22 protein-coding genes, 1 tRNA gene and 1 pseudogene are annotated in these 24,567 nt (G+C 40.9%); 4 read left to right on the top strand and 20 right to left on the bottom strand.

What is annotated here, in order from left to right; all coding sequences use genetic code 11:
- Window positions 1–28: 28 nt before the first annotated feature.
- On the bottom strand, window positions 29–826 hold the full coding sequence (locus AC1EK3_RS01310) for a 16S rRNA (uracil(1498)-N(3))-methyltransferase (protein WP_480033485.1): 798 nt from the start codon (window positions 824–826) through the stop codon (window positions 29–31).
- A 453-nt stretch (window positions 827–1,279) separates the two neighbouring features.
- Between AC1EK3_RS01310 and AC1EK3_RS01305 the strand changes: the two genes are divergently transcribed.
- Window positions 1,280–2,356, top strand: coding sequence for a succinate dehydrogenase/fumarate reductase iron-sulfur subunit (locus AC1EK3_RS01305; RefSeq protein ID WP_480033208.1), 1,077 nt, complete (start codon window positions 1,280–1,282; stop codon window positions 2,354–2,356).
- Window position 2,357: 1 nt separating this feature from the next.
- On the opposite strand, the gene AC1EK3_RS01300 is transcribed toward AC1EK3_RS01305, so the two are convergent.
- The 5 genes and pseudogenes from AC1EK3_RS01300 to AC1EK3_RS01280 all read right to left on the bottom strand — a co-directional run bounded on the left by AC1EK3_RS01300 (window position 2,358) and on the right by AC1EK3_RS01280 (window position 6,166).
- On the bottom strand, window positions 2,358–3,158 hold the full coding sequence (locus tag AC1EK3_RS01300; RefSeq protein ID WP_012914236.1) for an LOG family protein: 801 nt from the start codon (window positions 3,156–3,158) through the stop codon (window positions 2,358–2,360).
- A 72-nt stretch (window positions 3,159–3,230) separates the two neighbouring features.
- Window positions 3,231–4,469, bottom strand: a pseudogene (locus AC1EK3_RS01295) (Na+/H+ antiporter NhaA); the annotation flags it as partial.
- A 181-nt stretch (window positions 4,470–4,650) separates the two neighbouring features.
- Window positions 4,651–4,724 (bottom strand) — tRNA-Arg (locus AC1EK3_RS01290).
- A gap of 153 nt (window positions 4,725–4,877) precedes the next feature.
- Window positions 4,878–5,552, bottom strand: a complete 675-nt coding sequence (locus tag AC1EK3_RS01285; RefSeq protein WP_004106323.1) for an ATP-dependent Clp protease proteolytic subunit — start codon at window positions 5,550–5,552, stop codon at window positions 4,878–4,880.
- 2 nt (window positions 5,553–5,554) lie between these two features.
- Entirely contained in the window at window positions 5,555–6,166 is a 612-nt protein-coding gene (locus AC1EK3_RS01280; protein ID WP_012914239.1) for an ATP-dependent Clp protease proteolytic subunit, read from the bottom strand.
- Between the two features lie 214 nt (window positions 6,167–6,380).
- Between AC1EK3_RS01280 and AC1EK3_RS01275 the strand changes: the two genes are divergently transcribed.
- Window positions 6,381–6,911: a hypothetical protein gene (locus tag AC1EK3_RS01275; protein WP_480033209.1), complete on the top strand. Its 531-nt coding sequence runs from the start codon at window positions 6,381–6,383 to the stop codon at window positions 6,909–6,911.
- Here AC1EK3_RS01275 and AC1EK3_RS01270 read toward each other — a convergent pair.
- Together AC1EK3_RS01270 and AC1EK3_RS01265 are read right to left on the bottom strand one after the other, a co-directional pair.
- Complete coding sequence (locus AC1EK3_RS01270; protein WP_480033210.1) at window positions 6,904–7,134, bottom strand: helix-turn-helix domain-containing protein; 231 nt, start codon at window positions 7,132–7,134, stop codon at window positions 6,904–6,906. The genes AC1EK3_RS01275 and AC1EK3_RS01270 overlap by 8 nt on opposite strands.
- Window positions 7,131–7,553 (bottom strand): sigma-70 family RNA polymerase sigma factor, encoded by a 423-nt coding sequence (locus AC1EK3_RS01265; RefSeq protein WP_000804885.1) that lies wholly within the window; start codon window positions 7,551–7,553, stop codon window positions 7,131–7,133. Before AC1EK3_RS01265 ends, AC1EK3_RS01270 begins: the two co-directional genes overlap by 4 nt.
- A 504-nt stretch (window positions 7,554–8,057) precedes the next feature.
- Here AC1EK3_RS01265 and AC1EK3_RS01260 point away from each other — a divergent pair.
- The gene (locus AC1EK3_RS01260) at window positions 8,058–8,411 is read left to right on the top strand and encodes a helix-turn-helix transcriptional regulator (RefSeq protein ID WP_001227347.1); all 354 of its coding nucleotides are present in this window, start codon (window positions 8,058–8,060) and stop codon (window positions 8,409–8,411) included.
- A 59-nt stretch (window positions 8,412–8,470) separates the two neighbouring features.
- Here AC1EK3_RS01260 and AC1EK3_RS01255 read toward each other — a convergent pair whose 3' ends face one another.
- The 12 genes from AC1EK3_RS01255 to AC1EK3_RS01200 form a co-directional block, all read right to left on the bottom strand.
- Window positions 8,471–8,638 (bottom strand): cysteine-rich KTR domain-containing protein, encoded by a 168-nt coding sequence (locus tag AC1EK3_RS01255; RefSeq protein WP_000336323.1) that lies wholly within the window; start codon window positions 8,636–8,638, stop codon window positions 8,471–8,473.
- 118 nt (window positions 8,639–8,756) lie between these two features.
- Window positions 8,757–10,676: a tetracycline resistance ribosomal protection protein Tet(M) gene (gene tet(M) / locus AC1EK3_RS01250; protein WP_480033211.1), complete on the bottom strand. Its 1,920-nt coding sequence runs from the start codon at window positions 10,674–10,676 to the stop codon at window positions 8,757–8,759.
- Window positions 10,677–10,691: 15 nt separating this feature from the next.
- The gene (locus tag AC1EK3_RS01245) at window positions 10,692–10,778 is read right to left on the bottom strand and encodes a tetracycline resistance determinant leader peptide (RefSeq protein ID WP_011058339.1); all 87 of its coding nucleotides are present in this window, start codon (window positions 10,776–10,778) and stop codon (window positions 10,692–10,694) included.
- Window positions 10,779–11,052: 274 nt separating this feature from the next.
- A complete protein-coding gene (locus tag AC1EK3_RS01240; RefSeq protein ID WP_001224320.1) occupies window positions 11,053–11,988 on the bottom strand; it encodes a conjugal transfer protein in 936 nt (311 codons plus the stop codon).
- On the bottom strand, window positions 11,985–12,722 hold the full coding sequence (locus tag AC1EK3_RS01235) for a C40 family peptidase (protein ID WP_480033212.1): 738 nt from the start codon (window positions 12,720–12,722) through the stop codon (window positions 11,985–11,987). The genes AC1EK3_RS01240 and AC1EK3_RS01235 overlap by 4 nt, the downstream gene beginning before the upstream one ends.
- A gap of 412 nt (window positions 12,723–13,134) precedes the next feature.
- Complete coding sequence (locus tag AC1EK3_RS01230; protein ID WP_415686778.1) at window positions 13,135–14,532, bottom strand: chloride channel protein; 1,398 nt, start codon at window positions 14,530–14,532, stop codon at window positions 13,135–13,137.
- Between the two features lie 149 nt (window positions 14,533–14,681).
- Window positions 14,682–16,031: a trigger factor gene (gene tig / locus AC1EK3_RS01225; protein ID WP_415686764.1), complete on the bottom strand. Its 1,350-nt coding sequence runs from the start codon at window positions 16,029–16,031 to the stop codon at window positions 14,682–14,684.
- A 53-nt stretch (window positions 16,032–16,084) separates the two neighbouring features.
- A complete protein-coding gene (locus AC1EK3_RS01220; protein ID WP_480033213.1) occupies window positions 16,085–17,515 on the bottom strand; it encodes an HRDC domain-containing protein in 1,431 nt (476 codons plus the stop codon).
- Window positions 17,516–17,721: 206 nt separating this feature from the next.
- Complete coding sequence (locus AC1EK3_RS01215) at window positions 17,722–18,069, bottom strand: hypothetical protein (RefSeq protein ID WP_480033214.1); 348 nt, start codon at window positions 18,067–18,069, stop codon at window positions 17,722–17,724.
- A 136-nt stretch (window positions 18,070–18,205) separates the two neighbouring features.
- Window positions 18,206–19,087, bottom strand: a complete 882-nt coding sequence (gene pflA, locus AC1EK3_RS01210; protein WP_004106335.1) for a pyruvate formate-lyase-activating protein — start codon at window positions 19,085–19,087, stop codon at window positions 18,206–18,208.
- Between the two features lie 110 nt (window positions 19,088–19,197).
- Window positions 19,198–21,573, bottom strand: a complete 2,376-nt coding sequence (gene pflB, locus AC1EK3_RS01205) for a formate C-acetyltransferase (protein WP_480033215.1) — start codon at window positions 21,571–21,573, stop codon at window positions 19,198–19,200.
- A gap of 117 nt (window positions 21,574–21,690) precedes the next feature.
- A complete protein-coding gene (locus AC1EK3_RS01200; RefSeq protein WP_480033216.1) occupies window positions 21,691–23,388 on the bottom strand; it encodes an NAD+ synthase in 1,698 nt (565 codons plus the stop codon).
- 221 nt (window positions 23,389–23,609) lie between these two features.
- On the opposite strand from AC1EK3_RS01200, the gene AC1EK3_RS01195 reads away from it, so the two are divergent.
- Window positions 23,610–24,443, top strand: a complete 834-nt coding sequence (locus tag AC1EK3_RS01195; protein WP_004106340.1) for a MetQ/NlpA family ABC transporter substrate-binding protein — start codon at window positions 23,610–23,612, stop codon at window positions 24,441–24,443.
- The last annotated feature ends 124 nt before the right edge of the window (window positions 24,444–24,567 follow it).

Here is a 24,567-nt window from a genome sequence, read left to right as displayed (position 1 = left end):
TGAGCACTTTTAGATACGATTTATGCGATTATTCGTAACGTCCTAAAGCACGCGAAAGAAGAGAAAGAGCTACAGGTCCTGCAGTAGATGCGCGAAGAATATTACTGCCTAAAACGCAGCTTTTAGCACCAGCATCAATAAACATTGACACTTCATCGTCACTAATACCGCCTTCTGGACCAACTAAAACGTAAACAGTACGCTCCTTACCATCCTCCAAACAGCGCTCGCTAAGAGTATTTACTGCTTGTTCTATTTGATTCCAGCAATCAGTTGCGTCTTGATGCAATACAATTACGAGATTTCCGTAAACGCACGCACGCCTACATATTGCCACTATTTGCTTGCTTGAAACACATTCTTGAAGTTCAGGCATCCACGCGCGACGAGATTGCTCTGTAGCAGACTGTAAAACTTGGCTCCAACGCTTATCTGTGCGACCAGGTTTCCACTTTGCAATTGAACGATCCGCACACCAAGGGATTACTTCATCCACGCCAATTTGCGTAGCCATATCAATTGCTTGCTCATCGTGACCTGTTTTTGCCAAAGCTTGAACAAGCGCAAGTCTAGTCGTGCGAGGAGCTTCCCTAGTAAATGCTTCTACACGAACTAAGCCATTTTCAACATCCGTCACCTTTGCGTGAATGCGCAAGCCTTTGCCGTCAGAAAGTTGCAAAGCATCGCCTTCTAATAATCGCATGGCAGAAATAGCGTGACGTTTTACTTGAGATGGAAGCGCAATCGTCCACCCTTCTTCGATTCCTTCTGCAAGCACAGGAGCATTATCGTGATCAGTATCAAGCAAAAATAAAGCGTCAGTCATAGTTCAAGCCTAACGTGAGGAGCAAGACAAACTTCAAAAACAGTAATCAAGCTACAAGTTTATATTACAATTCGTTTAATGTGGCGCGAGTTTCGTGGGATTTCTCTCCTCGCACGTCCCGTCCTTCAGTCGCTTTGTCTGTTAAAGGTTTTACTGTCTGCTTTGTTCTTTAAAGAACGTTGCTCCATCAGTCCTCTTTTAGTGCTCGTAGAGAAATCCCCCAAACTCTGCGTGTTTAATCGTTAATAACCTCATTCAATCGCAGAGATTTTTCGATTTTTCTTCTTCGCTTGGCGAATCAGCAGCCTGCGGCTCTGACGTTCGCCGCGCTCAGTGCGAAAAATCTCAAATCTCTACCACGCGAATATTCCTGCGACTAAATAACGACGCAATCGGTTCTAGTTCTGTGCAAGTATTGTGGCAAACTAGAACAGTACGTATTGGAGGTTTGCAATGAGTAATGAGCTTGGTGATAACACTGCGCTTGTTACTTTGCGTATTTCACGCTTTACTCCATTTAATAAATCTGAAGATGATTCAAACAGTAAACAGACAGAGCGCAAGCGCAGAGAAAGTCCTTTTGCACGTAGAAAGCGCAGTAATCCTTTCGCAAAACTAGATTCTTCAGAAAATAACATAAATAATTCTTCCGAATCTAGTGAATCCAGTGAATCTTCCGGATCTTACGAATCTTCTCCAAAACGAATTCAAGGTAAGCATTGGGTTCAAGATTACAGTTTACGCGTTCATTCTACTGACACTATTCTTGACTGTTTACTAGCTATTAAACGCACAATCGACCCAACTTTAGCTTTCCGCTACTCGTGCGGTCACGGCGTTTGCGGTTCTGACGCTGCAAACGTAAATGGCATGCCAACCTTACTATGCAGTGCAACTATTGGCGCAAACGCACGTCCTGAAAGCACAAATAGCGTGCAATCTCGAGGATTTAGAAAAACTGGCACTACTAGCAGCTCCGCACAGTCGACAAAATCGCCAACTTTACAGCAAAAATCTAAAGAGACTACCACTTTGCAAAATGGCACTTTTGGTGTTATTGAACTTGCTCCACTTTCAGGATTTGCAGTTCAGCGAGATCTTATTTGCGATATTTCGCCTATGATTTCGCAAATAAAACGCTTAGAACCTTATTTGCAAGCATCTAACGTTTCTACGAGAAATACTGAAGGGAAACTCCAGCTTATTGAGTTTTTGCAACATCCTGAGGAACTTAAAAAATTTGAGCTTTTGAGCAATTGCATTATGTGCGGTGCTTGCGAAGGAATTTGCCCAATTTATGCAGGCGGAGAAGCCTTTATTGGGCCTGCAGCATTGGTTAACGCGGCTCGTTTTATTTATGATTCCAGAGACAACGCAACAGAGCATCGCCTTGATCTAATAGACAGCAGCGACGGTATTAGCGCATGCCAGTCAGTTAGAGCATGTTCAAGACAGTGCCCTCGCGGAATTGATATTGGCGAAGAAATTTGGCAGCTTACAACGCTTGTAAACGAGCGCAAAAACTCTTAGATTATTCAATTCCGGATGCTATTCGCACCGCCTCTATTGGGTCGTCTGTGACAGCAAATAAGTGCGGATCTAATGAAGAAATAAAACCTCGTTGAATTACTGTAGACTTCAGCCAGTCAATCAAACCATTCCAATACGAAGTACCGAAAAGAACAACAGGCACGCGCGCAACTTTATGCGTTTGCACTAGAGTCAAAGCTTCAAACATTTCATCCATCGTGCCAAAACCGCCAGGGCACACAATAATTCCAGAAGAATACTTCATAAACATTGTTTTACGCACGAAAAAATACCGAAATTGCATGCCAAGATTAATCCACTTATTCAAACCCTGCTCATGAGGAAGCTCAATCCCCAATCCTACAGACGTACCACCAGCTTCTGCAGCTCCACGGTTTGCAGCTTCCATAATTCCAGGACCGCCACCTGTAATAACAGCAAAACCACGTTTTGCAAGCTCTGAACCCATAGTACGAGCTAAAGAATACTCAGGATCATCTTCTTTTATTCGAGCAGAACCAAAAATACTAACAGCTTTACCTAACGATGCGAGCGCGTCAAAACCATCAACAAACTCAGCTTGAATACGAAGCGCACGCCACGGATCCGCGCTACGCCAATCCCATTTCTTATCTACTTCTACACCAACTCCAGAAACAAGCTGCTGATTGTTATCGTTACGAAGAAGCGTTTCTGTAGTGCTCTCCTTAGGAATCATAGAACCGCGCATTACAACAGAACCACGATGATACGTGTTATTCCAAGGTGGAACATCTACTGAAAAATCTTTACTATTAGACATGACTTCTCCTAGAAATTTACTTTCAAATATGTTGAAAATAATAATTAAAAACTATTCTTCAACCTCATCTAATTCTTCTTCCATATGCTTTGCTTGCATAGAAAGTAAGAAGCCAGAAACTCCTGCAGCAATAATAGAAGCAACAAGAACGCCAAAACGTGCTTCAGCAGACAAATCTGCGTCAGAATACGCAAGAGAAGCAATAAGAAGAGAAACAGTGAAACCAATTCCACACGCACATGCTGTAGGCATTAAGTCTACTACGCGAAGACCATCAGGAACTTTCAAACCTAGAACACGCTTTGATATCCAAGCAGTTACCATAATTCCAACAGGTTTACCAATAACAAGAGCAATAGTGATAGCAATCAAAATTGGCGAGAAGAACAACTCCCAAGTCAATGTTTCAAAATGCACTCCTGTAGCGAAAAGAGCGAAAATTGGAAGAGCCAGTAGCGCAGAAACAGGCTGAATTTTTTCGCGATAGCGTTCAGCACGAAGCGTTTTTTCGCCATGAACTAAATGCGCAGGAGTTAGCAAACCAACCATCACTCCAGCTAAAGTTGGATGCACGCCAGCTTCATACATCATAACCCAAGCCATAATTCCTACTATTGCAACCAACGGCCATGGGACGCGCTTCAAACGCACTAAAGTAGTCCAAATCAAACCGCAAGCAATTACTCCAGCAAACCAATACCACGCGTTAAGAGATGAGAAGAACACAGCAATAAGTGCTATTCCAAGCAAATCGTCTACTGTAGCAAGAGTCATAAGAAATGCACGCAAAGCGTGTGGCAAAGTTTTTGCAAATAAAGCAAGAACAGCAAGAGAGAAAGCTATATCTGTTGCCGTAGGTATTGCCCACCCGTCACGAACCATATCAAGCGAAGGTAAAGCACCAGAAGTAAGACGCATAATCTCCTGCCCGGCATGCAATTCAGAAAATACAGTTACTGTAGCAACAAACAGCAAAGGAGGCACAACCATTCCACCAACAGCGCAAATCATTGGCATTGCAGCTGCTCGAGGGTCAGAAAGCGAGCCAGCAATAAGTTCGTGTTTTAAATCTAAGCCAACTGACAGGAAGAAAATAGTTAGCACGCCGTCTTGCACCCAGTGACCAATTGACATATGTATATTCGTCCACGGAATTCCTACATGAGTATGCGAGACAGCTTCAAATATTGGCGCTGTTAAAGGAATGTTTGCAAGCAATAAGCCGCTAAGAGCGAAACCAAGCATAATTAAACCAGAAATTCTCTCATTATTTGCAATATTGCAAGCTATTCTCCAACTGCGTCGTATCATATTGTAAATATTTCCTCCACTAAATGCATTTATAGCGTTTATACGTTTATATAACGTTTATAACGTTTTATAGTGCAAAATATGTGATTCGCACTTTTAAGTATAACTGAGAGGCATAAACCGAGCGAGTTGCATACGAATTAAAAAAAAAACGCGGAGCAAAAGCTTCGCGTTTTGTTTGTGCGCCAGACAGGATTCGAACCTGCAACCTTCTGATCCGTAGTCAGATGCTCTAATCCGTTGGGCTACTGGCGCATGTTTCCAGCCTCAAGAACCATGTCCTTGTTTCCGGCAACTTGACTAATATACAACCATCCGCACTAAAACACAAACCCCGGCGTGTCGACCGGGGTTTGTTGTTAAGGAATGCAAGAATTGATAAATTCTCGCTAAGTTGTAAAGATTGAATTATGCTCTGCGCTCAAGCACTTCGTCAACCATTCCATAAGCTTTAGCTTCTGGAGCAGTCAAAATAGTATCCACTTCAATATCTTTACGGATGCGCTCAATATCTTGACCAGTATGCTTTGCAAGAGTTGATTCTAACCAAGAACGCAAACGCAACATTTCCTTAGCTTGAAGCTCAATTTCAGTAGCTTTACCAAAATCTTGACCCATTGCAGGCTGATGAATAAGCACACGCGCATTCGGCAAAATCATGCGCTTACCAGCAGCTCCAGCAGCAAGAATAATAGCAGCAGCAGAAGCAGCCTGACCTAAGCAAACAGTTTGAACATCTGGATTAATGTATTGCATTGTGTCATAAATCGCAGTCATAGCAGTCATCGAACCGCCAGGTGAATTAATGTACATCATCACATCGCGATCAGAATCCATGCTTTCTAAAACAAGCAACTGAGCCATAATGTCGTCAGCAGAAGTGTCATCTACTTGCACACCCATGAAAATAATGCGATCTTCAAACAGCTTAGTGTAAGGATCTTGCGTTTTCATGCCGTATGGAGTTTGCTCGCCAAATTGAGGCAACACGTAACGATTAGTAATGCGCTGGGCAGAAGTGACACCGCCAAAACCAGCTAAACGCTCAGCACGCGCAACAAACTTTGCTTCTTCACTTGCCATAATTACTCCTCACCGCGCATAGAAGCAGGAGTGGTCACAATCTTATCTACGAAACCATACTCCAAAGCTTGCTGAGCTGTAAACCAGTGATCATATTCGTTATCTCGGTAAATCTCCTCTACCGTATGACCAGTCTGCTTTGCAGTCAATTCAGAAAGCGTTTTTTTCATATCCATAATAAGCTCTGCGTTAATTCGCACATCCGTAGCAGTGCCACCGACACCGCCAGAAGGTTGATGCATAAGCACACGAGCATGTGAGGTAATATAACGCTTACCAGGAGTGCCAGAACTAAGCAAGAACTGGCCCATAGATGCAGCCATTCCAACAGCAATAGTCGCAACATCCGGCTCAATTAATTGCATAGTATCGTAAATTGCCATACCAGCAGTAATTGAACCTCCAGGCGAATTAATATACAACCAAATATCCTTCTTAGGATCTTCCGCAGCAAGCATTAACATTTGCGCGCAAATAACATTAGCATTCTCATCTTTTACTTCAGATCCCAACCAAATAATTCGATCTTTTAGCAACCGATTAAAAATAGGATCAGTTGATGTAGGTGCTTCAGCCTGTTCCATCACGGGAGAAGCTGTAAAAAGTTCAGTCACTATATCTCCTTGCTACCACGTAATTATTTCTACACTACATTGTGCGCATGACCGCATAGAAAATATTGCGAATATGATTTGATTTGAATGTTTTACACCAAATTTCTAAAATTTTATTTATATTAACAGATGTAATTTTTACTTATTACCTCACGTTAGTATGCATTATTGAGTATATTTTTATTGGATCATCAATTCATTATAAGGAGTAATTATGGATCCTAACCAATTGCCAGACAACAACTACTCGCCTGCTCCGATGCCAAATAACGAGTATCCAAATAATGGTTACCAAAATAATACATACCCTAATAATGTAAATCCAAACAATGGGTACCAAAATAATGGTTATGGAAACAATGGGTACCAGAACAACGGGTACCAGAATAACGGGTACCAGAACAACAATTACCCTAATAATGTAAAACCAAACAATGGTTATCAACCAAACGTATATCAAAATAATCAACAACCAGTAAATAACTACCCAGCAAACGCTTATCCAAATCCAACAAATACAATTGCTCATAAGTCAAAATACATTTGGCTTATTACTGTCATAGTTGTAGCAATAGTTGCAGTAGGTGGATACGTAATTCTTAAACCGCATTACAATTGCTCTGCACTAAGAAGCGCAAATATTGAAGAATATGTACACTGCCATCCAGAAAAAATTGAAAAAGCAACTAGTGCATTAGCCAGTAACGGCTCACCATTCCACGAAAGGAGAGAGGATATTACTTAATTTCAAATGACAAAATCTTTGTAATCAGTCTGGTTTCCATTCTTCCACGTAAGACTTCATCAACGACCATACTTTGATTGCCATATTCATCTTTCATCAACCGTAGAGAGCGTTTAGCAATGTACCCTCTGTAATAATGTAGAATCTGGTTAATCGCTTCGGTATCGCCATCTGTTGCCTTTACAATGAGAGGAAAGGGAATCATAGGATATTGTGTTTTCATTCTTCAAATTCCTCCATAAACTTTTTAATTAAGGCTAGTCCACTGGTTCTATGCCGATAGACAGTAGAACGGTTCAATTTCAACAGGTCTGCAATTTCTGAATCGCTCATGTCCATAAAGTAAAACAGCAGTAGAATTTCACGTTTCTTGTCTGGCAACTCACGTAATGCTTCACTCAACAAATCATTTTCAACGCCTACTGATAACCCATTGAGTGTAAAAATCTGAAAGTCAGTTGAATAGTTATCTGTTGTCGCAAACTGGCTAACAAGATAATCGCCAACATCCGAAAAGGACACCTCACGCTTTGCAATCCTTGAAAGATAAAGCATATAATTCTTTCGCTCGTCTTCCATAGCACGTTTACAGATATAGTCAAACTGATTTTCTATTGTGGTCTGAAAAGAAGATGGTTTCATGTTTCTCACCCCCTTTCTGTCTAGGAAAGGAAGTGAGCCTTGCTCGTTTATCTCCTTTCACTCTTAGTCCCAATGTGAAAGGGGGATTTGTTGCATTACTGATAAATAAACTTTGTAAAAAAGTTCTGAATAGCCAAAAAAGCATATAAACAGATTTATTTCTCTGTTTACATGCTTCTGTTATTCTATCTATATGATTTATAAAACCACATTGGTGGACGTACTTATCTATTGCAGATAGACGACTTTTTTTGACAAGAACCCAATGTAAGGAAATTTATTGTATATGATGTACTTCATGGCGACGTTGACCTCCAACAAACCGCCATTTGGAAGTAATATACAATATTTTAACAGCGTAAATAGCACTACCATATAACGGTTTTTTTTATTGGCGTTTAGTAGTGCTTTTTATTAAATATAAACCTATAAACCATATAACACGTTTTTCTATACCTGTTTTTAATTCAGTAGGAACAATAAAATGTATAGAGGTGGTCTACTATGCGTAAAAAAGAAGATAAATATGATTTTAGAGCCTTTGGTTTAGCCATTAAAGAAGCTCGATTGAAACGAGGTTTAACTCGTGAACAAGTGGGAGCATTGATTGAAATTGACCCACGGTACTTAACTAATATTGAAAATAAAGGGCAACACCCCAGCATACAAGTTCTTTATGACCTTGTATCGTTACTTCATGTTTCCGTTGATGAATTTTTCTTACCTGCTAATAACTTGGTAAAAAGCACCCGACGATTACAGATAGAGAAATACATGGATAGCTTTACAGACAAAGAACTATCCTTAATGGAATCTTTAGCCAGCGGTATCAACGAAGCAAGAAACATCGAAGACTAATTAAAAGAATCCATACATAACGGAAAGAGCCGATAAAATGAGATTGTATTAATCTCATTTTATCGGCTCTGCGTCTTTGCGTCTGGCTCTGTAATCACAGTTACTTTGAACTGCTTTATTTCAATTAAATTTTCTTGTCTGCATTTCGGACAATAGAGGGGGAATTTTTTTAATTCAGTATCTTCCCTTATCTTTAATCGTGTTTTATTTCCACATACAGGACACAATATCCACTTGTAGTTTATAATAACTATCTCCTCCTTTACACTTTAATTCAAATCTTTATTAAAAAATATTTCATCTTATTTAACAAGAAACCATATTTATATAACAACATAAAATACACTAAGTTATTTTATTGAACATATATCGTACTTTATCTATCCGACTATTTGGACGACGGGGCTGGCAAACAGGTTCACCGGTAGTAACATGGTACCCTTTTAACTCTGTTAAACAAACACTACGTCCATTTGTAAAGAAAGTTAAATCACTACGATATTCTTGAATACACCGAGCAGGGATTTCTCCACTAAGAATGACCTCATTATTTTTCAATTGAGTGTCTACGATGTTCGCACAATATTTAGGAGCATCGTTGTATGCTCGTGAAAGATATTCCCGTGGCGCATAAATTTTAAAACTAAGATATGGCTCTAACAATTCTGTTCCAGCTTTTTTTAAGACTTGTTCCAATACAATAGGAGCAAGCATCCGAAAATCTGCTGGGGTACTAACAGGGCTATAGTATAAGCCATACTTAAAACAGATTTTACAGTCCGTCACATTCCAACCATATAATCCTTGTTCGCAACCATAGCGTATCCCTTCCATAACTGCATTTTGAAATGATTGATTTAAGTATCCAAGAGAAACCGAGCTCTCATACTGCATTCCACTTCCCAACGGAAGCGGTGATACAGATAAACCAATGGAAGCCCAGAAAGGATTTGGCGGCACTTCGATGTGAATGGTATATTCTGCATTTTTTAACGGTCTCTCCATATAAATGACTGTAGGCTCTTTTAGTTCTATCTCCACATGATACTTTTCTTGCAACAGTGCACTAATCACTTCCATTTGTACTTTCCCTAAGAAAGAAAGTATAATTTCATGTGTCGTAGAATCCACGTAATATCGTAGAAGCGGATCACTATCTGAGATTTCCAAAAGGGCATCAAGCAACATTTCTCTCTGTTCAGGTTTACTCGGTTCAACAGTTGTTTGTAGTAGAGGGTGCGGATTTTCAATCTTTTTTCTCTGTGGCAATAGTTTTGTATCTCCAAGAACACTATTTAACTTCAAAAACTCATTTTGCAAAATAACAATTTCTCCAGAATAAGCTCTATCAATCTTACATAATTCACCATTTATTGAAGTATACATTTCTGTAACTTTTATTTTTTCTTTTTCTGATACTCTAACCGAATCTCGTAAATGTAGTACGCCACTATAAAGACGTATATATGCAAGACGCTGTCTTTTTTCCGAATACTCAATTTTGAAAACTTTTCCGCAAAGTTCAGACTGACCTCGATGTGTTGATGAATAAAATTTATTCGTAATCACTTCTATAAGGTTATCAATCCCTATATTGTTTTTTGCACTTCCGTGATAAACAGGGAACAGAGAACAATTCTGAAATCTTATGCTTTCCTCTTGTTCGAGTTCCAATGCTTCTAATGATTTACCGGACATATATTTCTCTAAAAGGTCATCGTTTCCCTCTATTACCGTATCCCATTGTTCAGATTCGGTAAAGTTCGTCACACACATATTAGGATACAGTTCTACCTTCTGTTTGATTACAATTTCGGCAGAAAGTTTCTCTTTAATATCCTGATAAACCGTTGATAAATCAATTCCATTTTGGTCAATCTTATTGATAAAAAAGATTGTGGGAATCCCCATTTTCCTAAGTGCATGAAATAATATACGAGTTTGTGCTTGTACGCCATCTTTTGCAGAAATCAGTAGAATTGCCCCATCTAAAACTGATAATGAACGATATACTTCTGCTAAGAAATCCATATGTCCTGGCGTGTCTATGATGTTCACCTTCGTATTTTCCCACTGAAAAGAGGTTATTCCTGTCTGAATTGTAATTCCTCTCTGACGTTCTAAAAGCGTATTATCCGTCCTCGTTGTACCTTTGTCCACGCTTCCTAATTCTGTAATCGCTCCACTGTTATATAATAAGCTTTCTGTTAAGGTAGTTTTTCCTGCATCAACATGAGCTAAAACTCCAATATTAATAATTTTCATGTGATTTTCCTCCATTCAAAAACCCAAAAGGGCATAAAAATCCCAGTGATAAATACTTTTATCACTGGGATTTTTATGCATAACCATAGGTATACAAAGCATACAGATATTCTCTGGATACTTTAGAATCACATGATAAAGGTATTCTTAAACTGGGTACAAAAAACTAAGCCCTCCTAAAAAAGGACATCCAATTATTTGTTCCCACTATCAAATTGACAGTTTATTTAAGAATACCTTGCCGCATATTTATTAACTCCTTTTAAATAGATACTTAACTAATAGCACGTAAGAGCATATTTGTAAAGGAATCTCCAATTTTTTATCAAAGAGAGTACGTGATTACAAAATAGCTGTAATAATGTACCAATATTTGTTATTCTATAATCTTCCAATTACTCCCGTTCTTTTCAAGTACCAAATCAAATTGAGATACCTGCGTTGCTTTGGTCTGCTGGTCGATATACTCCACTGTCAGCGATACCGTGACTTGATTATCCTTACGATTGTGAATAGGATTTACCAGTTCTTGAAAGATGTACTCTTTTCCGATTGGTTTTAATATCCCGTCATTCACATAGTAGGAAAGTTCACTGGCTGTCGCTGTAGGATAGAGCTTGAAGAACGTCGTTAAAAACTCATTGATTTCATTGGTTGTAATGGAATCAACCGTCCCCTCACTTTCAATGGCTTTTGGTTTATAACTTGATTTCTTAGGTATGTTGGTAATGGTCGGATTCTTAACCAGTACCATATTTCCAGAACCATCTACATAGACACTCACTATATAAGCAGAGTGGACGGTCTTTGTATTTTCTCCCTCTGTAATGAGCTGGTCTACACTGTAGGTTACATTAAACTCATTGTCGCCAGTTGGCTCTACCGTCCATATCTGAAATCCTCTTACAGAAGACGATACAGGAATATCTTTGCGTACTGTATCAACATTGAGAGCTTGAAGTTCATCTGTCAGATAGCCTTTTAGACTTTCCATTCGATTATCAATGGACTTATCGGATTGCTCCCATGAATAGTAGACTTTCGCAAAGTTCTCTACAAAATTTTCTACATGATGAGTATCAACGTATTCCTTTTCTATGATAGTTGTTTCGTGAATAGTATGAGTATCTATAGCTGTAAAGTGCTTGAATATCGCAAAGCTGAAACTAAGCCCTAAAAGTACCCACAAGGCAATCACAACCTTTTTATGAGGATTGACCTTATAGTAGACACGAGGTTTCTTTTCCTTTGGTATCTGTTTTTCTTTATTCTGATTTTTTCTAAATTTCATCATTAAATCTTCCTTTCTCATTGTTTGATTCGTCCTGCTCCCACTAAATGCTGTTGCCAGTAGGGGCTTGTTAAGTCGGCATAACCGATTGGGTCGCCTGCATGAAACATACGGTTATTGCCAAGGTATATCCCAACATGAGTAATATAAGAGCCAGCGTTATAGGTAGAATGAAAGAAAACCAAATCGCCGGCTTTTGCTTCGGATAGTGGGATATGTTGGGTCACATCATATTGTTGTTGTGCGGTTCGTGGTAATTTAATCCCAGCTTTGCCATACGTCCATTGTGTCAGTCCGCTACAATCAAATGAAGTAGTCGGGGAAGCTCCGCCATAGACATACTTCCAACCCTCATATTTCAGTGCTTCGTTCATGATGGCTTGTACCGTATTATCATTAAATTGAGTTGTGACAAGATACTGCGTAACAAGCTGAACATAAAACATATTGCCATAGTTATATCGCCAGCCCCCATTGATGGGTATGGCTATTGGATTGGGATAGGACACTTTTTCGCCATCTGAATATTCCTTAGAGAAACTTTGAGCCAGTTCAAAGGTATATTTGTTTCCACGATTAGCCACATACCCTAAGAAGCCACCGCCATAATTGTAGGACTGGATAACCGATTCCAAATCCACACCGAGCCTATCTCTACTGGCTAATAATTCACTGAAATACTTCACACCTTGCTTGATGGATTCTTCTGTACTCAATGAATTAGGTGGAAGACCGAGGGATTCCGAGGACTGCATAACATCTTCCGCAGTACCGCCCGATTCAACGTAACGTTTGACGCTAAAGGCGATCAGCTCAATATAAACGCAAAGTCAAAAAGACACCTATCTGATTGGGAAATTTCAACATTAAGGAATGGAATACAATCGTACGGCGATAGCTTATCGAGCATGATGTCACAATCAGCAAAGGATGATGTGAAAGAAAAAGTTATTGCACCAGTACGAGTGCATTTAATCTTCTCAAACGATGATGGAACTTTTATAACAGATAAAGAATTTAGTTATAATAATTAATTAAAAAGTAACTAAAATAACCAACATAACTAAAAAATATTTACTAATAACAAATGCGTCTTTGCTAATACTGAACTAGCATAGGCGCATTTATTTTGCACATATTGTATTTCCCATACTAAAAATTCAAACATTATTTGCGGCTAAAAATTTTTGGTATTATCGCTATGCTTCTAGATACAGCACAAGAAACAGCCATCGGAATAATCATAATCATAGGCACATTCACTAATTGCGCTACCAAAAAAAGCGCAAACCACAATGACTTTCGGCTTGCAGTTAATAGACTTGCAGCGCCAAAAATAGCAGCTATTATCAATAATTTTGGCTGACTTGATAACATGCTACCAACAAACGGAATGTTCATACTTATAAAACCTATAATCATTCCTACGCAAGCTCCAGACGACATACTCGGTTGAAGCACACCGCCACTTGCGCCAGCTCGAAGAGTGCAACTTGTTAAAATTATTTTTGCAACAAATAGTAGAAGCAAAGTTATCAAAGAGTTTTTGTCAATTGCAATACTTGTTTTTGCAATATTATATGCGTATTGTGCTAAAGCTCTACCATTGCCCATAATGGCTGGATTCCACGATGCAACTAATCCTGTTACTAAGCCCATTAGCGGCAAAAAATATAAGATTTGATAATTGTGAGCACACTTAGAGCGAGCCCAATGAATCATCTTATGGAAAAGAGTGCCAACAATACCGCAAGCAATGCCAACTATAATTGCAAGTAGCAACACACTCGTATTGACAATATGGATGTCATCAAGACGTGGCAAACAATAGTAAGGTTCATCACCAAGCACAAAAATAGTAGTTAATGATGCAATTTCACTTATAAATAACGCAATAGCAAAAATACCAAATTTTTGTATAAGCCAATACCATTTCAAACGCTTTAAAGAAGATTTCGATTCGTGAGAAAAAGGTGGAATTGCAACCAAACCTAATGTCATAATCGCACCTGCTATTGGAGTGCGATAAACTCCAGCTAAACCAGCACCAGCAGCACTTGCAACCAAAACGCGAGCTTGAAATTCACTAACTCGAATAAAGCGGAGTAACTTCTGAGTAAGCATTGCAGCCAATTCTCGAGGCGCAACTTCCCTACCTAAACTTGCGCCAGAAGCAACTATAAAAATTTGTAAACATACATGGATAATCGTCGTATGCCATGGCATCGATTGACCACGAACAGCATGAGCTATATCGACAATACGATTAGAAGATTTTGTCCATAACCACATCCAAATAATTGCAGCAACAGACATCACAATTAATACAACAGCAACGTAGTGCAATACTGGCAATCCAACTGGCGAAGGTTTAAGAGCAGATTCTGAAAATCCGAACATTACTTTTTGCACAGCATGTAGTAACAGAGTTAATAATATTGCACCAAAGCCAGCCATAACTGCAACAAAAAAAGCAATAAGACTTAATCGTAAACATGTAAAAACGTAGCTCAAACACTTACTAGGTTTTTTACTGCCTACTATTTGCAAATTGCGTTTTTCCATTAGCAGCAGCCTTCCTTATGTTATTTGTTTTTAATTTTATTTGTTTTTCACTTTCTTTAAAGTATAACAACAACACAAAAACCCAGAGCAAAAAGCCCTGGGTTTTTAGCAAACATGAGAAAGTATAAACTTTTCTTGTTTGAAAAATACTACTTAGAAAGTTCGTCAGCAACTTCTGCAGCAGCAGAAGCAGCCTTCACGCTTTCGTCTTCGTCATCATCCTCAGACAAGAATGCACTCAAGTCAAGAGCTTCTCCACCGGAAACGAACTTTACAGCACGCATACCAGCAAGCAAGCCCTTAGAGCGAGCAACTTCCTGCACAGCAGAACCAAGCTGACCGTTGTTAACGATTGCGTTAATGAACTGGTTTGGATCCATGCCGTACTGCTGAGCAACAGAAACCAAGAAGTTGGTGACGTCAGCCTGGGAAACAGTCACATCCATCTGTTCAGCCAAAGCGTCAAGAACCATCTGGTCGCGAAGTTCCTTCTCAGCAGCCTGCTGAGCTTCGTCCTTCTGCTTCTTGGTAGCTTTTTCAGGATCAGGGGTCATGCCCTTCAAATGCTCTGAAACAGCCTTGTCCAAAACGCCCTTTGGCACAGGAATTTCAACTTCTTCTTGAAGCTTAACAAGGAATGCGTCACGGGCATTAGTTGCCTGGCGACCTTCAGCAGCCTGCTCGCAAGCCTTGCGAATATCTGCCTTCAAATCCTTCAAAGTATCAAACTCGGAAGCTTCCTGAGCAAAATCATCATCAAGCTCTGGCAATTCCTGAGTCTTTACGGAATTAACCTTAACCTTGATCTGAGCCTTCTCGCCCTTGTGCTTGCCGGACTCGAGAGTACCTTCAAAGGTGGTTTCTTCACCGGCAGAAAGGCTATCCAAAGCCTCATCCAAACCGTCAAGCAACACACCGGAACCGATTTCGTAGCTTACGCCCTCTTGTGCATCAACTACTTCGTCATCGATACGAGCTTCCAAATCAATGTTAGTGTAATCACCCTTAGCTGCAGGACGGTCAACACCAACCAAAGTAGCAAAACGCTGACGGAGGCTTTCCAAGCGCTCCTTAACATCCTTGTCGGAAACCTTTGGCTTCTCAACTTCAATCTCAACGCCCTTGAACTTGTTCAACTTGAAATCTGGACGACGCTCAACTGTTGCTACAAACTTAAGACTTGCATCTGCACCAGTCGACGTTGGAACTTCCTGAACGTCAAATTCTGGCTGATCCATTGGGCGAATCTTCTTTTCTTCCAAAGCCTTGGAATAAAGCTCTGGTACAGCGGAATTTACGGCTTCGCCGGCAACAGCTGCGAAACCGACGCGCTGATCTACAATCTTGCCTGGCACATGTCCCTTACGGAAACCTGGCACGTTAATTTGCTTAGCAATCTCCTTACGAGCTTCTTCCAAGAATGGTTTGAAGTCTTCGAGATCTGCGGTAATGGTGAGCTTAACTTTAGTTGGCTCAAGATTCCTGACGCTGATTTTCACGCTTGCGCTCCTGAAATTACGTTTTTTCTAGCTTCTGCCGTATGGCACAACCGTTACATGATAGCGCGAGTTACGGACTCAGCTACCAATCGGGTTTGCCATTCGCGAGCACCATGCTCACTTAGGAATGTTTTAACATCAATATCCTGCGCATCATCATGCCAGCAAAGATTACGAATAATCTGTGGTTTGATAATAATTTCTGCAGGAGTATGAGTGTATTCAGAAATTTGATTTAATTCAGCTTTTACTCTTTGTAAACGCTCGTAACGCTTAGGATGATGTTCTCGCCAATATTTCATAGATCTAGGAGCGCTTTGGGAATCTTGCATATCCTGTAAATACTGCGAATCTGATGAATCATGGCAATCCTGACAATCGTTAGAACCTTGTGACTCGTCAGTATCTGTTGATTTAAGTACGCTCGTTTTACGAGATTCGCGCGAATTAAGTTGAATAGCTCCATTCGGTAATACTGGATGCACATCATCCATGGCTGTTTCACCAGATTTAGCGCGCAAAATAGCATTCTCTATAACGTTTTTCCAAATAGATGGTTTAATTTTGCGCTGAATTGGAGCGTAACGCTCGAACATTTTGTCTTGCTCACTGCCAGTGTGTACTCGCACTCGCTCATTCAAAGAACGAATAGCACGAAACGCGCGCGCATTACTAGGTTTACGCTTACCAGCTTCAATAATCGCAGCGTCAGAAAGTAGCAGAGTTGGCGCAATATCATATTCACGCGCTAAAGCATCTCGCTTTTGCCACAATGCTTTCGCAATAACTAAACCAACACGATCGTGCATAAGTACGCTAATATGCGATATTTTAAGCCACGGACGCGGATGCGGAGCTTTCTTTTGTGCACCCTTACTAAGTAAGTGTTTAAATTCTTCTTCCGCCCAAGAAAGTTTACCTTGTTTCTTTAGTTCCGCACGCATTACTTCTTCTAATTCGATTAGTAATTCAACGTCTAAAGCCGCGTAATTTCGCCAATCTCTAGGAAGTGGACGATAAGACCAGTCCGCTGCGGAATGTTCTTTTGCGAGGGTAAGCCCTAAATAATATTCAGTTACAGAGCTTAAACCAAAGCGCTTTCTACCAAGTAATTTAGCTGCAATCTCGGTATCGAATAAAGCACGAGGACGCAAACCAATATCGAAAAATCCTGGCAAATCTTGCATCGAATCGTGGATAATCCAAGGCGCATCTCCTACTGCCTTGTTAAATTCGTTCCAATCAGCTCCAAGTTTTGTAAGTTCTATTGGATCCAGTAACCCTATTCCTGCACCTTTGCGTTTAAACTGAATCAGCCAATCTTCATGACCATATCTAAAACCGGAAGCTCGCTCAGCATCTGCAGCTAAAGAACCGGAACCTGATGCCAACAAGCTGCAATAATCTTTATATGCTTCAAGCGTATCAATGACTTCTGGAACTCCTTCTCTAGGCTCTTTTAAAAGCTTTGGTTCCTCGTTCAAGTACGCCTCCCGATTTGCATGCTTTAGCCAAATTCTTACGTTTTTTGCAACTTATTCTGTACTTTTTGCAAAATGTTGCGCAAGATATATTTAAGCCGTGTTATAGATTATGCATCTTTTAACACGGCTTCAACTTTCGCACACAACTACGACTATTCAAAAAATAAATAATCAATTAAATAATCAATCTGTTTTATTGTTTGATCTTATTGAGTTATGCTCTTAACAAGCTTGGTTTTAAGGAATCTTGTAAGAGTAAATGCGACTGCCGAAACTAAAACTGTTGGAATAACGTAGAGAGCATGTAAACCTAAATCTCTTATTGGGAAAGTGGCAAGTTCTGTAGCAATAGTTATAGCAATAGATATTATCGGCATTTCAATAAGAGGTTTTTCATCGAAAGCTGCAATGATATTTATCGGCAACAAAATTATCGGCAAAACAATTAAAATAATAATCGCTGTACCAAAGCCAAACTGATCGTTACACCTTGCAAAAATAGCTAACGCTAATGCAAAAGCTAATGCAATCCAACAACCTATTCTGCGCTTCATTGCGTATCCTTTCTCTAAAAAAGAGTATTTGCACAATTATACAAAATCCTTCAAAAAAAAAAACAATACGATACGCAAAGATTACCTAAATTACAGTTACATTTTTGACGCAGTCTAAACGCAATCTAAACGCAATCTAGTACACAACAAAACCGTGGTCTTTGAACTGGTTTACAACTCGCTCTTTTAGTGCCCTAGAAGGTCCTTTTTGATTCTCAAGAGGGTATGGAATCCTAAGCTCATGCCACTTTGGGCGGCCTAGTTGATGGAAGCCAAGCACGTCAATATGCTCAACAGCATCACCAAACGAATCGCAAATCTCAGCAACTTTTTCAACATTTTCTTCGCTGTCTGTCAAACCTGGAACAAGCACAAAACGCACCCAAATCTTCTTACCAGCCTTCGCCAAGCGCTGACCAAAGTCAATAGTTGGCTGAAGTAAGCCGCCAGTTACTTTTTTATACGTTTCTTCAGTTCCGGATTTAACGTCAAGAAGGCAAAGATCAATGTCTTCAATCATTTCATCCGTATAATTGCGATTCAAAAAGCCCGAAGTATCTAAGCAAGTATGCACGCCCATTTCTTTTGCTGCACGAAATACGCGAGATACAAAAGCCGGCTGCATCATGGATTCGCCGCCAGAAAATGTGATCCCGCCACCTGTTGCTTTAAAAAGACTTTGATAACGGTCAACTTTTTTAATCATTGCATCTAAATAGACTGGCTTGCCGTCGCGCATTTTCCAAGTATCAGGATTCTGGCAATACTGGCAGCGCAGCGGGCAACCGCTCATAAACACTGTCATACGAGTTCCAGGTCCATCAACAGAAGTGTTAATATCCCACGAATGCACAAATCCAATATCGCCAGTTTTAAGAGCTACCAAGCGATCTTTACGATCCAGCCCAATTGGCGACTCAAATCCAGAAAGACCACCCATTAAAGTTTGGCGAGCATACTCTTTTGACTCCTTCAACATATGCTGAGTTGTGGTACGAAACGCTGTGTTTTCAGCCATCTAACTGCCCTCCAAACTATTTATAAATAAATAATAAATAATATACGCAATTAACAAAAGCCGGGAGCGAAACTAGCCTCGCTCCCGGCGGTATTTACCAATCGACCAAATCAGTCAGTAACTGAACCCTGGTGGAATGTACGAGAAATAACGTCGAGCTGCTGCTCCTTAGTGAGCTTCACGAAGTTCACTGCGTAGCCGGAAACTCGAACCGTCAAATGCGGATACTTTTCTGGGTGCTCAACAGCATCTTCAAGCTGTTCCTTACGCAACACGTTGATGTTTGCGTGGTACAAACCGTGACCGTTGCCAGCATCCAAAATGCCAACCAAGTTGCTGACGCGCTCGTCTTCGTCACGACCCAAACCATCAGGAGTAATGGTGTTCGTAAGCGAAATGCCGTCAAGAGCATCGTCGTAATCAATCTTTCCAACGGAGAACATAGAAGGAAGCATGCCGTGCGAATCCATGCCGTTTTCTGGGTTTGCGCCTGGAGCGTACGGAGTACCCTTCTTGTGACCGGATGGGAAGGAACCAGTGTTCTTGCCATACTCAACGTTAGAAGTAATAGTCAAAATGGACTGAGTTGGTACAGCATTACGGTACACAGGCAAACGCTTTACCTGACCCATAACAGTGCTCACAACCCACTTAGCTAAGTCGTCTGCACGATCGTCGTCGTTACCGTAAATTGGGAACTCGCCAACAGTCTTGTAGCCAACGATTAAGTCGTCGTCGCCACCCTCAATGTACTCGTACTCGTGGCCTTCAGTGGTCTTAGCATCCTTGTTGTAGATTGGGTAAACCTTTGCATACTTCAAAGCAGCCAAGGAATCTGCAGCAATAGACAAACCGGACATGCCGCAACCAAGCGTACGATAGACTTCCCTATCATGCAAAGCCATTTCGATGGACTCGTAAGCGTACTTATCGTGCATGTAGTGGATGATATTCAAAGCCTCAATATAGGTTTCGGAAAGCCATTCCAAAGCCTTCTCGTAGTTAGCCTTAACCTTCTCGTAGTCGAGAGTACCGTCAGCTTCTGGCTTAATTGGGTCAATAACACCCTTATCAATAACCTGCATACCGGTCATTTCATCGCGACCGCCGTTGATTGCGTAAAGCAAAGCTTTTGCAGAGTTCACGCGAGCAGCGAAGAACTGCATTTGCTTACCGACACGCATTGGAGAAACGCAGCAAGCAATAGCAGCGTCGTCACCCCAGTGCTCACGAATGTCTTTATCGGACTCGTACTGGATTGCAGAAGTGTCGATAGAAATTCGTGCGCAGAAACGCTTATAAGCTTCTGGAAGCTTTGGATCCCAGAAAATAGTGATATTTGGCTCAGGACCAGGTCCCAAATGCTCAAGAGTCAAAGTGTTGAGCAAACGGAACGAAGTCTTGGTTACGAAAGTGCGACCATCCTCGCTGAAGCCTGCATCGGACCAAGTTGCCCAGTAAGGATCACCAGAGAAGATTGCGTCGTAATCCTTGGTACGCAAGAAGCGCACAATACGAAGCTTCATAACAAGAGCATCAATAATTTCCTGAGCGTCGGTTTCGTTAATTAAACCTGCCTTCAAATCGCGCTCAAAGTAGCAATCAAAGAATGCAGAAACGCGACCAAAGCTCATTGCAGCGCCATCCTGGCTCTTAACAGAAGCAAGATAGCCCATGTAAGTCCACTGAACAGCTTCCTTAGCAGTCTGTGCTGGACGAGTCAAATCCAAACCGTACTCGTTACCCAAGTTAATAAGCTGCTTCAAAGCCTTAATCTGCTCGTCATGCTCTTCGCGGAAGCGAATCCAATGCTCAATTTCAGTCTCGGTAAAATCGTTACGGTATGGAATCGAATCCTTGTCGCGCTTCTTGAACTCAATAAGCATGTTCACGCCGTAAAGAGCCACACGACGATAATCGCCAATAATACGACCGCGACCGTAAGCATCTGGCAAACCGGTCAAAATCTTGTTGTGGCGAGCAATCTTAATATTCTTGGTGTAAACACCAAATACACCATCGTTATGAGTCTTGCGGTAGACGGTGAAGATCTTCTTGATTTGAGGATCTACTTCCTTGCCAGCTTCTTTAATAGCTTGCTCAACCATGCGCCAACCGCCGTTTGGCATCATAGCGCGCTTGCAAGGCTCATCAGTTTGCAAACCGACGATTACGTTATCTACTTCTGGGCTTTCAATGTAGCCTGCTGGCATTGCGTCAATGCCTGCTGGGATATGAGTTTCAACATCATAAACACGACGTTCACGTTCAACAGCCAAGTAGTTGTCGTCGAGATACTTCCACATGTGCTTCGTTTTTTCAGTGGCATTTGCCAAGAAGCTTTCGTCACCTTCGTATGGCGTATAGTTCTTTAATATAAAGTCGCGTACGTCAATGTCTTTTTTCCAATTGCCGTCAGTAAAACCATTCCACGCTTCGGTACGAAGATCCTCTTCACTGAGAACTGGCGCATCAACTGATGTCATGTTTAGACTCCTTTTGTACCCGCAACGCATCTTCACGCTGCCTTAATAACAATGTTAAAGCATAGGTAAACGCATACACGAGTAGTTTTGCAAAAAATCTAGTGAAATACATCACATTTATTCACGAAAAGCTGTGGTAACAGGCATTCTGCGATCCCTGCCAAAAGCAATAGCGCTTACTTTTGGCCCAAGCGGATACTGCCTGCGCTTCCATTCTGCGCGATCAACTAAACGCATAACCGTGTCAACAGTATGCTCGTCAAAACCATCTTTAAGCAAATCCGCTCTACCATGCGCAAGCTCAATATGAGCCTCTAAAACACGATCAAGCAAATCGTACTCAGGCAAAGAATCAGAATCCTTTTGCCCTGGGCGCAACTCTGCACTCGGAGGCTTAATAATAGAATTAACAGGAATAAGCACGCCATCTTGCGGAGCTTTCGAAATTTCTAAATCTTCAGCGCCAACAATTGGCAGCATACCAATGCCTACTCCAGCATTTGCAGCGCTATTCCTCCAACGAGAAAGTGCCCAAACGCGCGTCTTAAGCAAATCCTTAATAGGAGCATACCCTCCTACCGCATCGCCATAGATAGTAGAATATCCGCAAGCAAGCTCCGATTTATTACCAGTTGCGAGCGCCAAAACACCGCGCGAATTTGAGTAAGCCATTACGATTACGCCACGAACGCGAGCTTGCAAGTTTTCTGCAGCAACTCCTTCTAAGGAAAGTTGCGATTGGAAAGCTTTAAAAAGCGGTTCAATTGGTTGCACATCGTAGTGAGCGCCAATTCGCTCTGCTAAATCGCGCGCATCGTCTTTAGAGCCGTCCGAAGAGTACATGCTTGGCATAGAAATACCATATACATTTGCTCCACCGCAAGCATCGGCAGCCATAGTAGCTACTAAAGCAGAATCAATTCCTCCAGAAAGCCCTAAGCACACACCCTTAAAACCATTCTTACGCATGTAATCTCTAAGACCTACAACACACGCACAATACACTTCTTCGTCTGTGTCAAGTTTTGAAGCAATGCTTGAAACTTTCTGCTTTTTAAGCGAGTTATCAAAATCAACAAACGACAAATCTTCAGCAAACATTGCCGAACGTTCAAGCAAAGTTCCGTCCGCATCTACAACAAAACTTCCGCCATCAAAAACCAAATCATCTTGTCCGCCAACTTGGTTCACATACACAACCGGCGCATTGACTTCAACAGCGCGTTTTTGAGCCAAACTCAAGCGCACATGAGTTTTACCTTCCTCATATGGAGAACCGTTCATAGTTATTAGCGCATCGATACCAAGTTTTGCCAAACGCGCAACAGGACCGCCGTCTTGCCAAATATCTTCGCAAATAGCAAAACCTAGACGCATTCCATCTACTTCCAGCAACTCACACTTATTGCCAGAAGAGAAAATACGAAACTCGTCAAAAACACCATAATTTGGCAAGAAATGCTTGTCATATTGCAACACAGATTCACCTTCATGCAATACGAGAAGTCTGTTTCGAGGCTTTCCAGCAGACTCGTCAAAGCCAACAGTTCCAACTACTACGTAAAGATCCCCCAAGCCTTCTTCCGCAAGTTTTGATGCAAGCAAGTCTGCAGCTTTTTGTGCAGCTGTGCGGAACGTGGCACGCAAGGCGAGGTCTTCAATAGGATACCCAGTCAAAGTCATCTCAGGAAATACAACCATGCGAGCACCCGACTGCTTTGCGCGCGCAGCATACTTCAAAACTTTTTCAACGTTGCTATCAATATTCCCAACGCAGGTATCTATCTGCGCTAACGCCAATCGCAAAAAACTCATACATTACAGTCTAGTAGATAGCTTCATTGCAAGTAAGCGACGTGTTGAAAAACTTATTTTTTCTCTTCCCACACTGCAAGTATGCGAATTATTAACACGTCATAAATAATACTAATAATCAAAGTGTAGAATTATTGATTTTTCTCGCCTATATTGATAATTCGTTACTCGCGAAGGGGATTTAACTTTAAACGAATTTCACCGAACAAGGAGCAGGAAATATGCGAAAAATTAAAGTTATTGCATCAATTACAGCACTGGCAGCATTAGCGACTTTCACTTTAAGCGGCTGCGGTAGCTCAAAAGCAGGCGCGAAGGATGACAAAACTATTACTGTTGCTGCTTCGCCTACTCCGCATTCTGAAATCTTAAATAAAGTTGTAAAGCCAATCTTGCAAAAAGAAGGCTACAAGCTAGTAGTAAAGGAATTTACTGACTACGTGCAGCCAAATACAGCTACTGAAGAAGGCGAAGTTGACGCAAACTACTATCAGCATTTGCCTTATCTTGACAACTTTAATAAGGAAAAGGGAACTCACCTTGTTTCAGTAGGTGGAATTCATTTTGAACCATTTGGATTGTATCCAGGAAAAACCAAGACGATTAAAGCATTAGCAAACGGAGCAACTGTTGCAGTTCCAAATGATCCTACTAATGAGGCTCGTGCATTGCTTCTTTTGCAAGATGCCGGATTGATTAAGTTGAAGAATCCAAAGGATATTAACGCTACTACAAAAGATATTACTGAGAATCCTAAGAATTTGAAGTTTAAAGAACTTGAAGCGGCAACAGTTCCTACTGCCATTAAGGATGTGGATCTTGCTGCAATGAACGGCAATTACGCTATTCAAGCTGGTTTTAACCCAACTAAAGACCCACTTACTTCAGAAAAAGTTGGTGGCATTGCGGCTAAAACTTATGAAAATATTATTGTAGTAAAGAAGGGCTCTGAAAAGTTTGCAAAAATCAAAGCCTTACTCAAAGCTTTGAAGACAAGCGAAGTGCGCGACTATATTACTAAAACTTACAAAGGCGCCGTACTTCCTGTCTTCTAAAAAATACTCACAATGTAGCCACCTAATGCCGCATGTGTATGCTTCGTGTATGCTTTGCGGCATTATTTTATAAGCGTGTAATATACGTAATGTGCGTGCTAGTCAATAATCTAGTTAATGACGC

This window comes from Gardnerella sp. C0026F2 (assembly GCF_056590715.1).
Note: the sequence above shows the minus strand (reverse complement) of the source record. Positions and strands in the feature narration are given on the sequence as shown.

Coding starts and splice junctions, on each gene's coding strand:
- AC1EK3_RS01310 (WP_480033485.1), bottom strand. CDS start 826: ATGACTGACGCTTTATTTTTGCTTGATACTGATCACGATAATGCTCCT.
- AC1EK3_RS01305 (WP_480033208.1), top strand. CDS start 1,280: ATGAGTAATGAGCTTGGTGATAACACTGCGCTTGTTACTTTGCGTATT.
- AC1EK3_RS01300 (WP_012914236.1), bottom strand. CDS start 3,158: ATGTCTAATAGTAAAGATTTTTCAGTAGATGTTCCACCTTGGAATAAC.
- AC1EK3_RS01285 (WP_004106323.1), bottom strand. CDS start 5,552: ATGGCAAGTGAAGAAGCAAAGTTTGTTGCGCGTGCTGAGCGTTTAGCT.
- AC1EK3_RS01275 (WP_480033209.1), top strand. CDS start 6,381: ATGGATCCTAACCAATTGCCAGACAACAACTACTCGCCTGCTCCGATG.
- AC1EK3_RS01270 (WP_480033210.1), bottom strand. CDS start 7,134: ATGAAAACACAATATCCTATGATTCCCTTTCCTCTCATTGTAAAGGCA.
- AC1EK3_RS01265 (WP_000804885.1), bottom strand. CDS start 7,553: ATGAAACCATCTTCTTTTCAGACCACAATAGAAAATCAGTTTGACTAT.
- AC1EK3_RS01260 (WP_001227347.1), top strand. CDS start 8,058: ATGCGTAAAAAAGAAGATAAATATGATTTTAGAGCCTTTGGTTTAGCC.
- AC1EK3_RS01245 (WP_011058339.1), bottom strand. CDS start 10,778: ATGCTTTGTATACCTATGGTTATGCATAAAAATCCCAGTGATAAAAGT.
- AC1EK3_RS01240 (WP_001224320.1), bottom strand. CDS start 11,988: ATGAGAAAGGAAGATTTAATGATGAAATTTAGAAAAAATCAGAATAAA.
- AC1EK3_RS01235 (WP_480033212.1), bottom strand. CDS start 12,722: ATGCAGTCCTCGGAATCCCTCGGTCTTCCACCTAATTCATTGAGTACA.
- AC1EK3_RS01230 (WP_415686778.1), bottom strand. CDS start 14,532: ATGGAAAAACGCAATTTGCAAATAGTAGGCAGTAAAAAACCTAGTAAG.
- AC1EK3_RS01215 (WP_480033214.1), bottom strand. CDS start 18,069: ATGAAGCGCAGAATAGGTTGTTGGATTGCATTAGCTTTTGCATTAGCG.
- pflA (WP_004106335.1), bottom strand. CDS start 19,087: ATGGCTGAAAACACAGCGTTTCGTACCACAACTCAGCATATGTTGAAG.
- pflB (WP_480033215.1), bottom strand. CDS start 21,573: ATGACATCAGTTGATGCGCCAGTTCTCAGTGAAGAGGATCTTCGTACC.
- AC1EK3_RS01200 (WP_480033216.1), bottom strand. CDS start 23,388: ATGAGTTTTTTGCGATTGGCGTTAGCGCAGATAGATACCTGCGTTGGG.
- AC1EK3_RS01195 (WP_004106340.1), top strand. CDS start 23,610: ATGCGAAAAATTAAAGTTATTGCATCAATTACAGCACTGGCAGCATTA.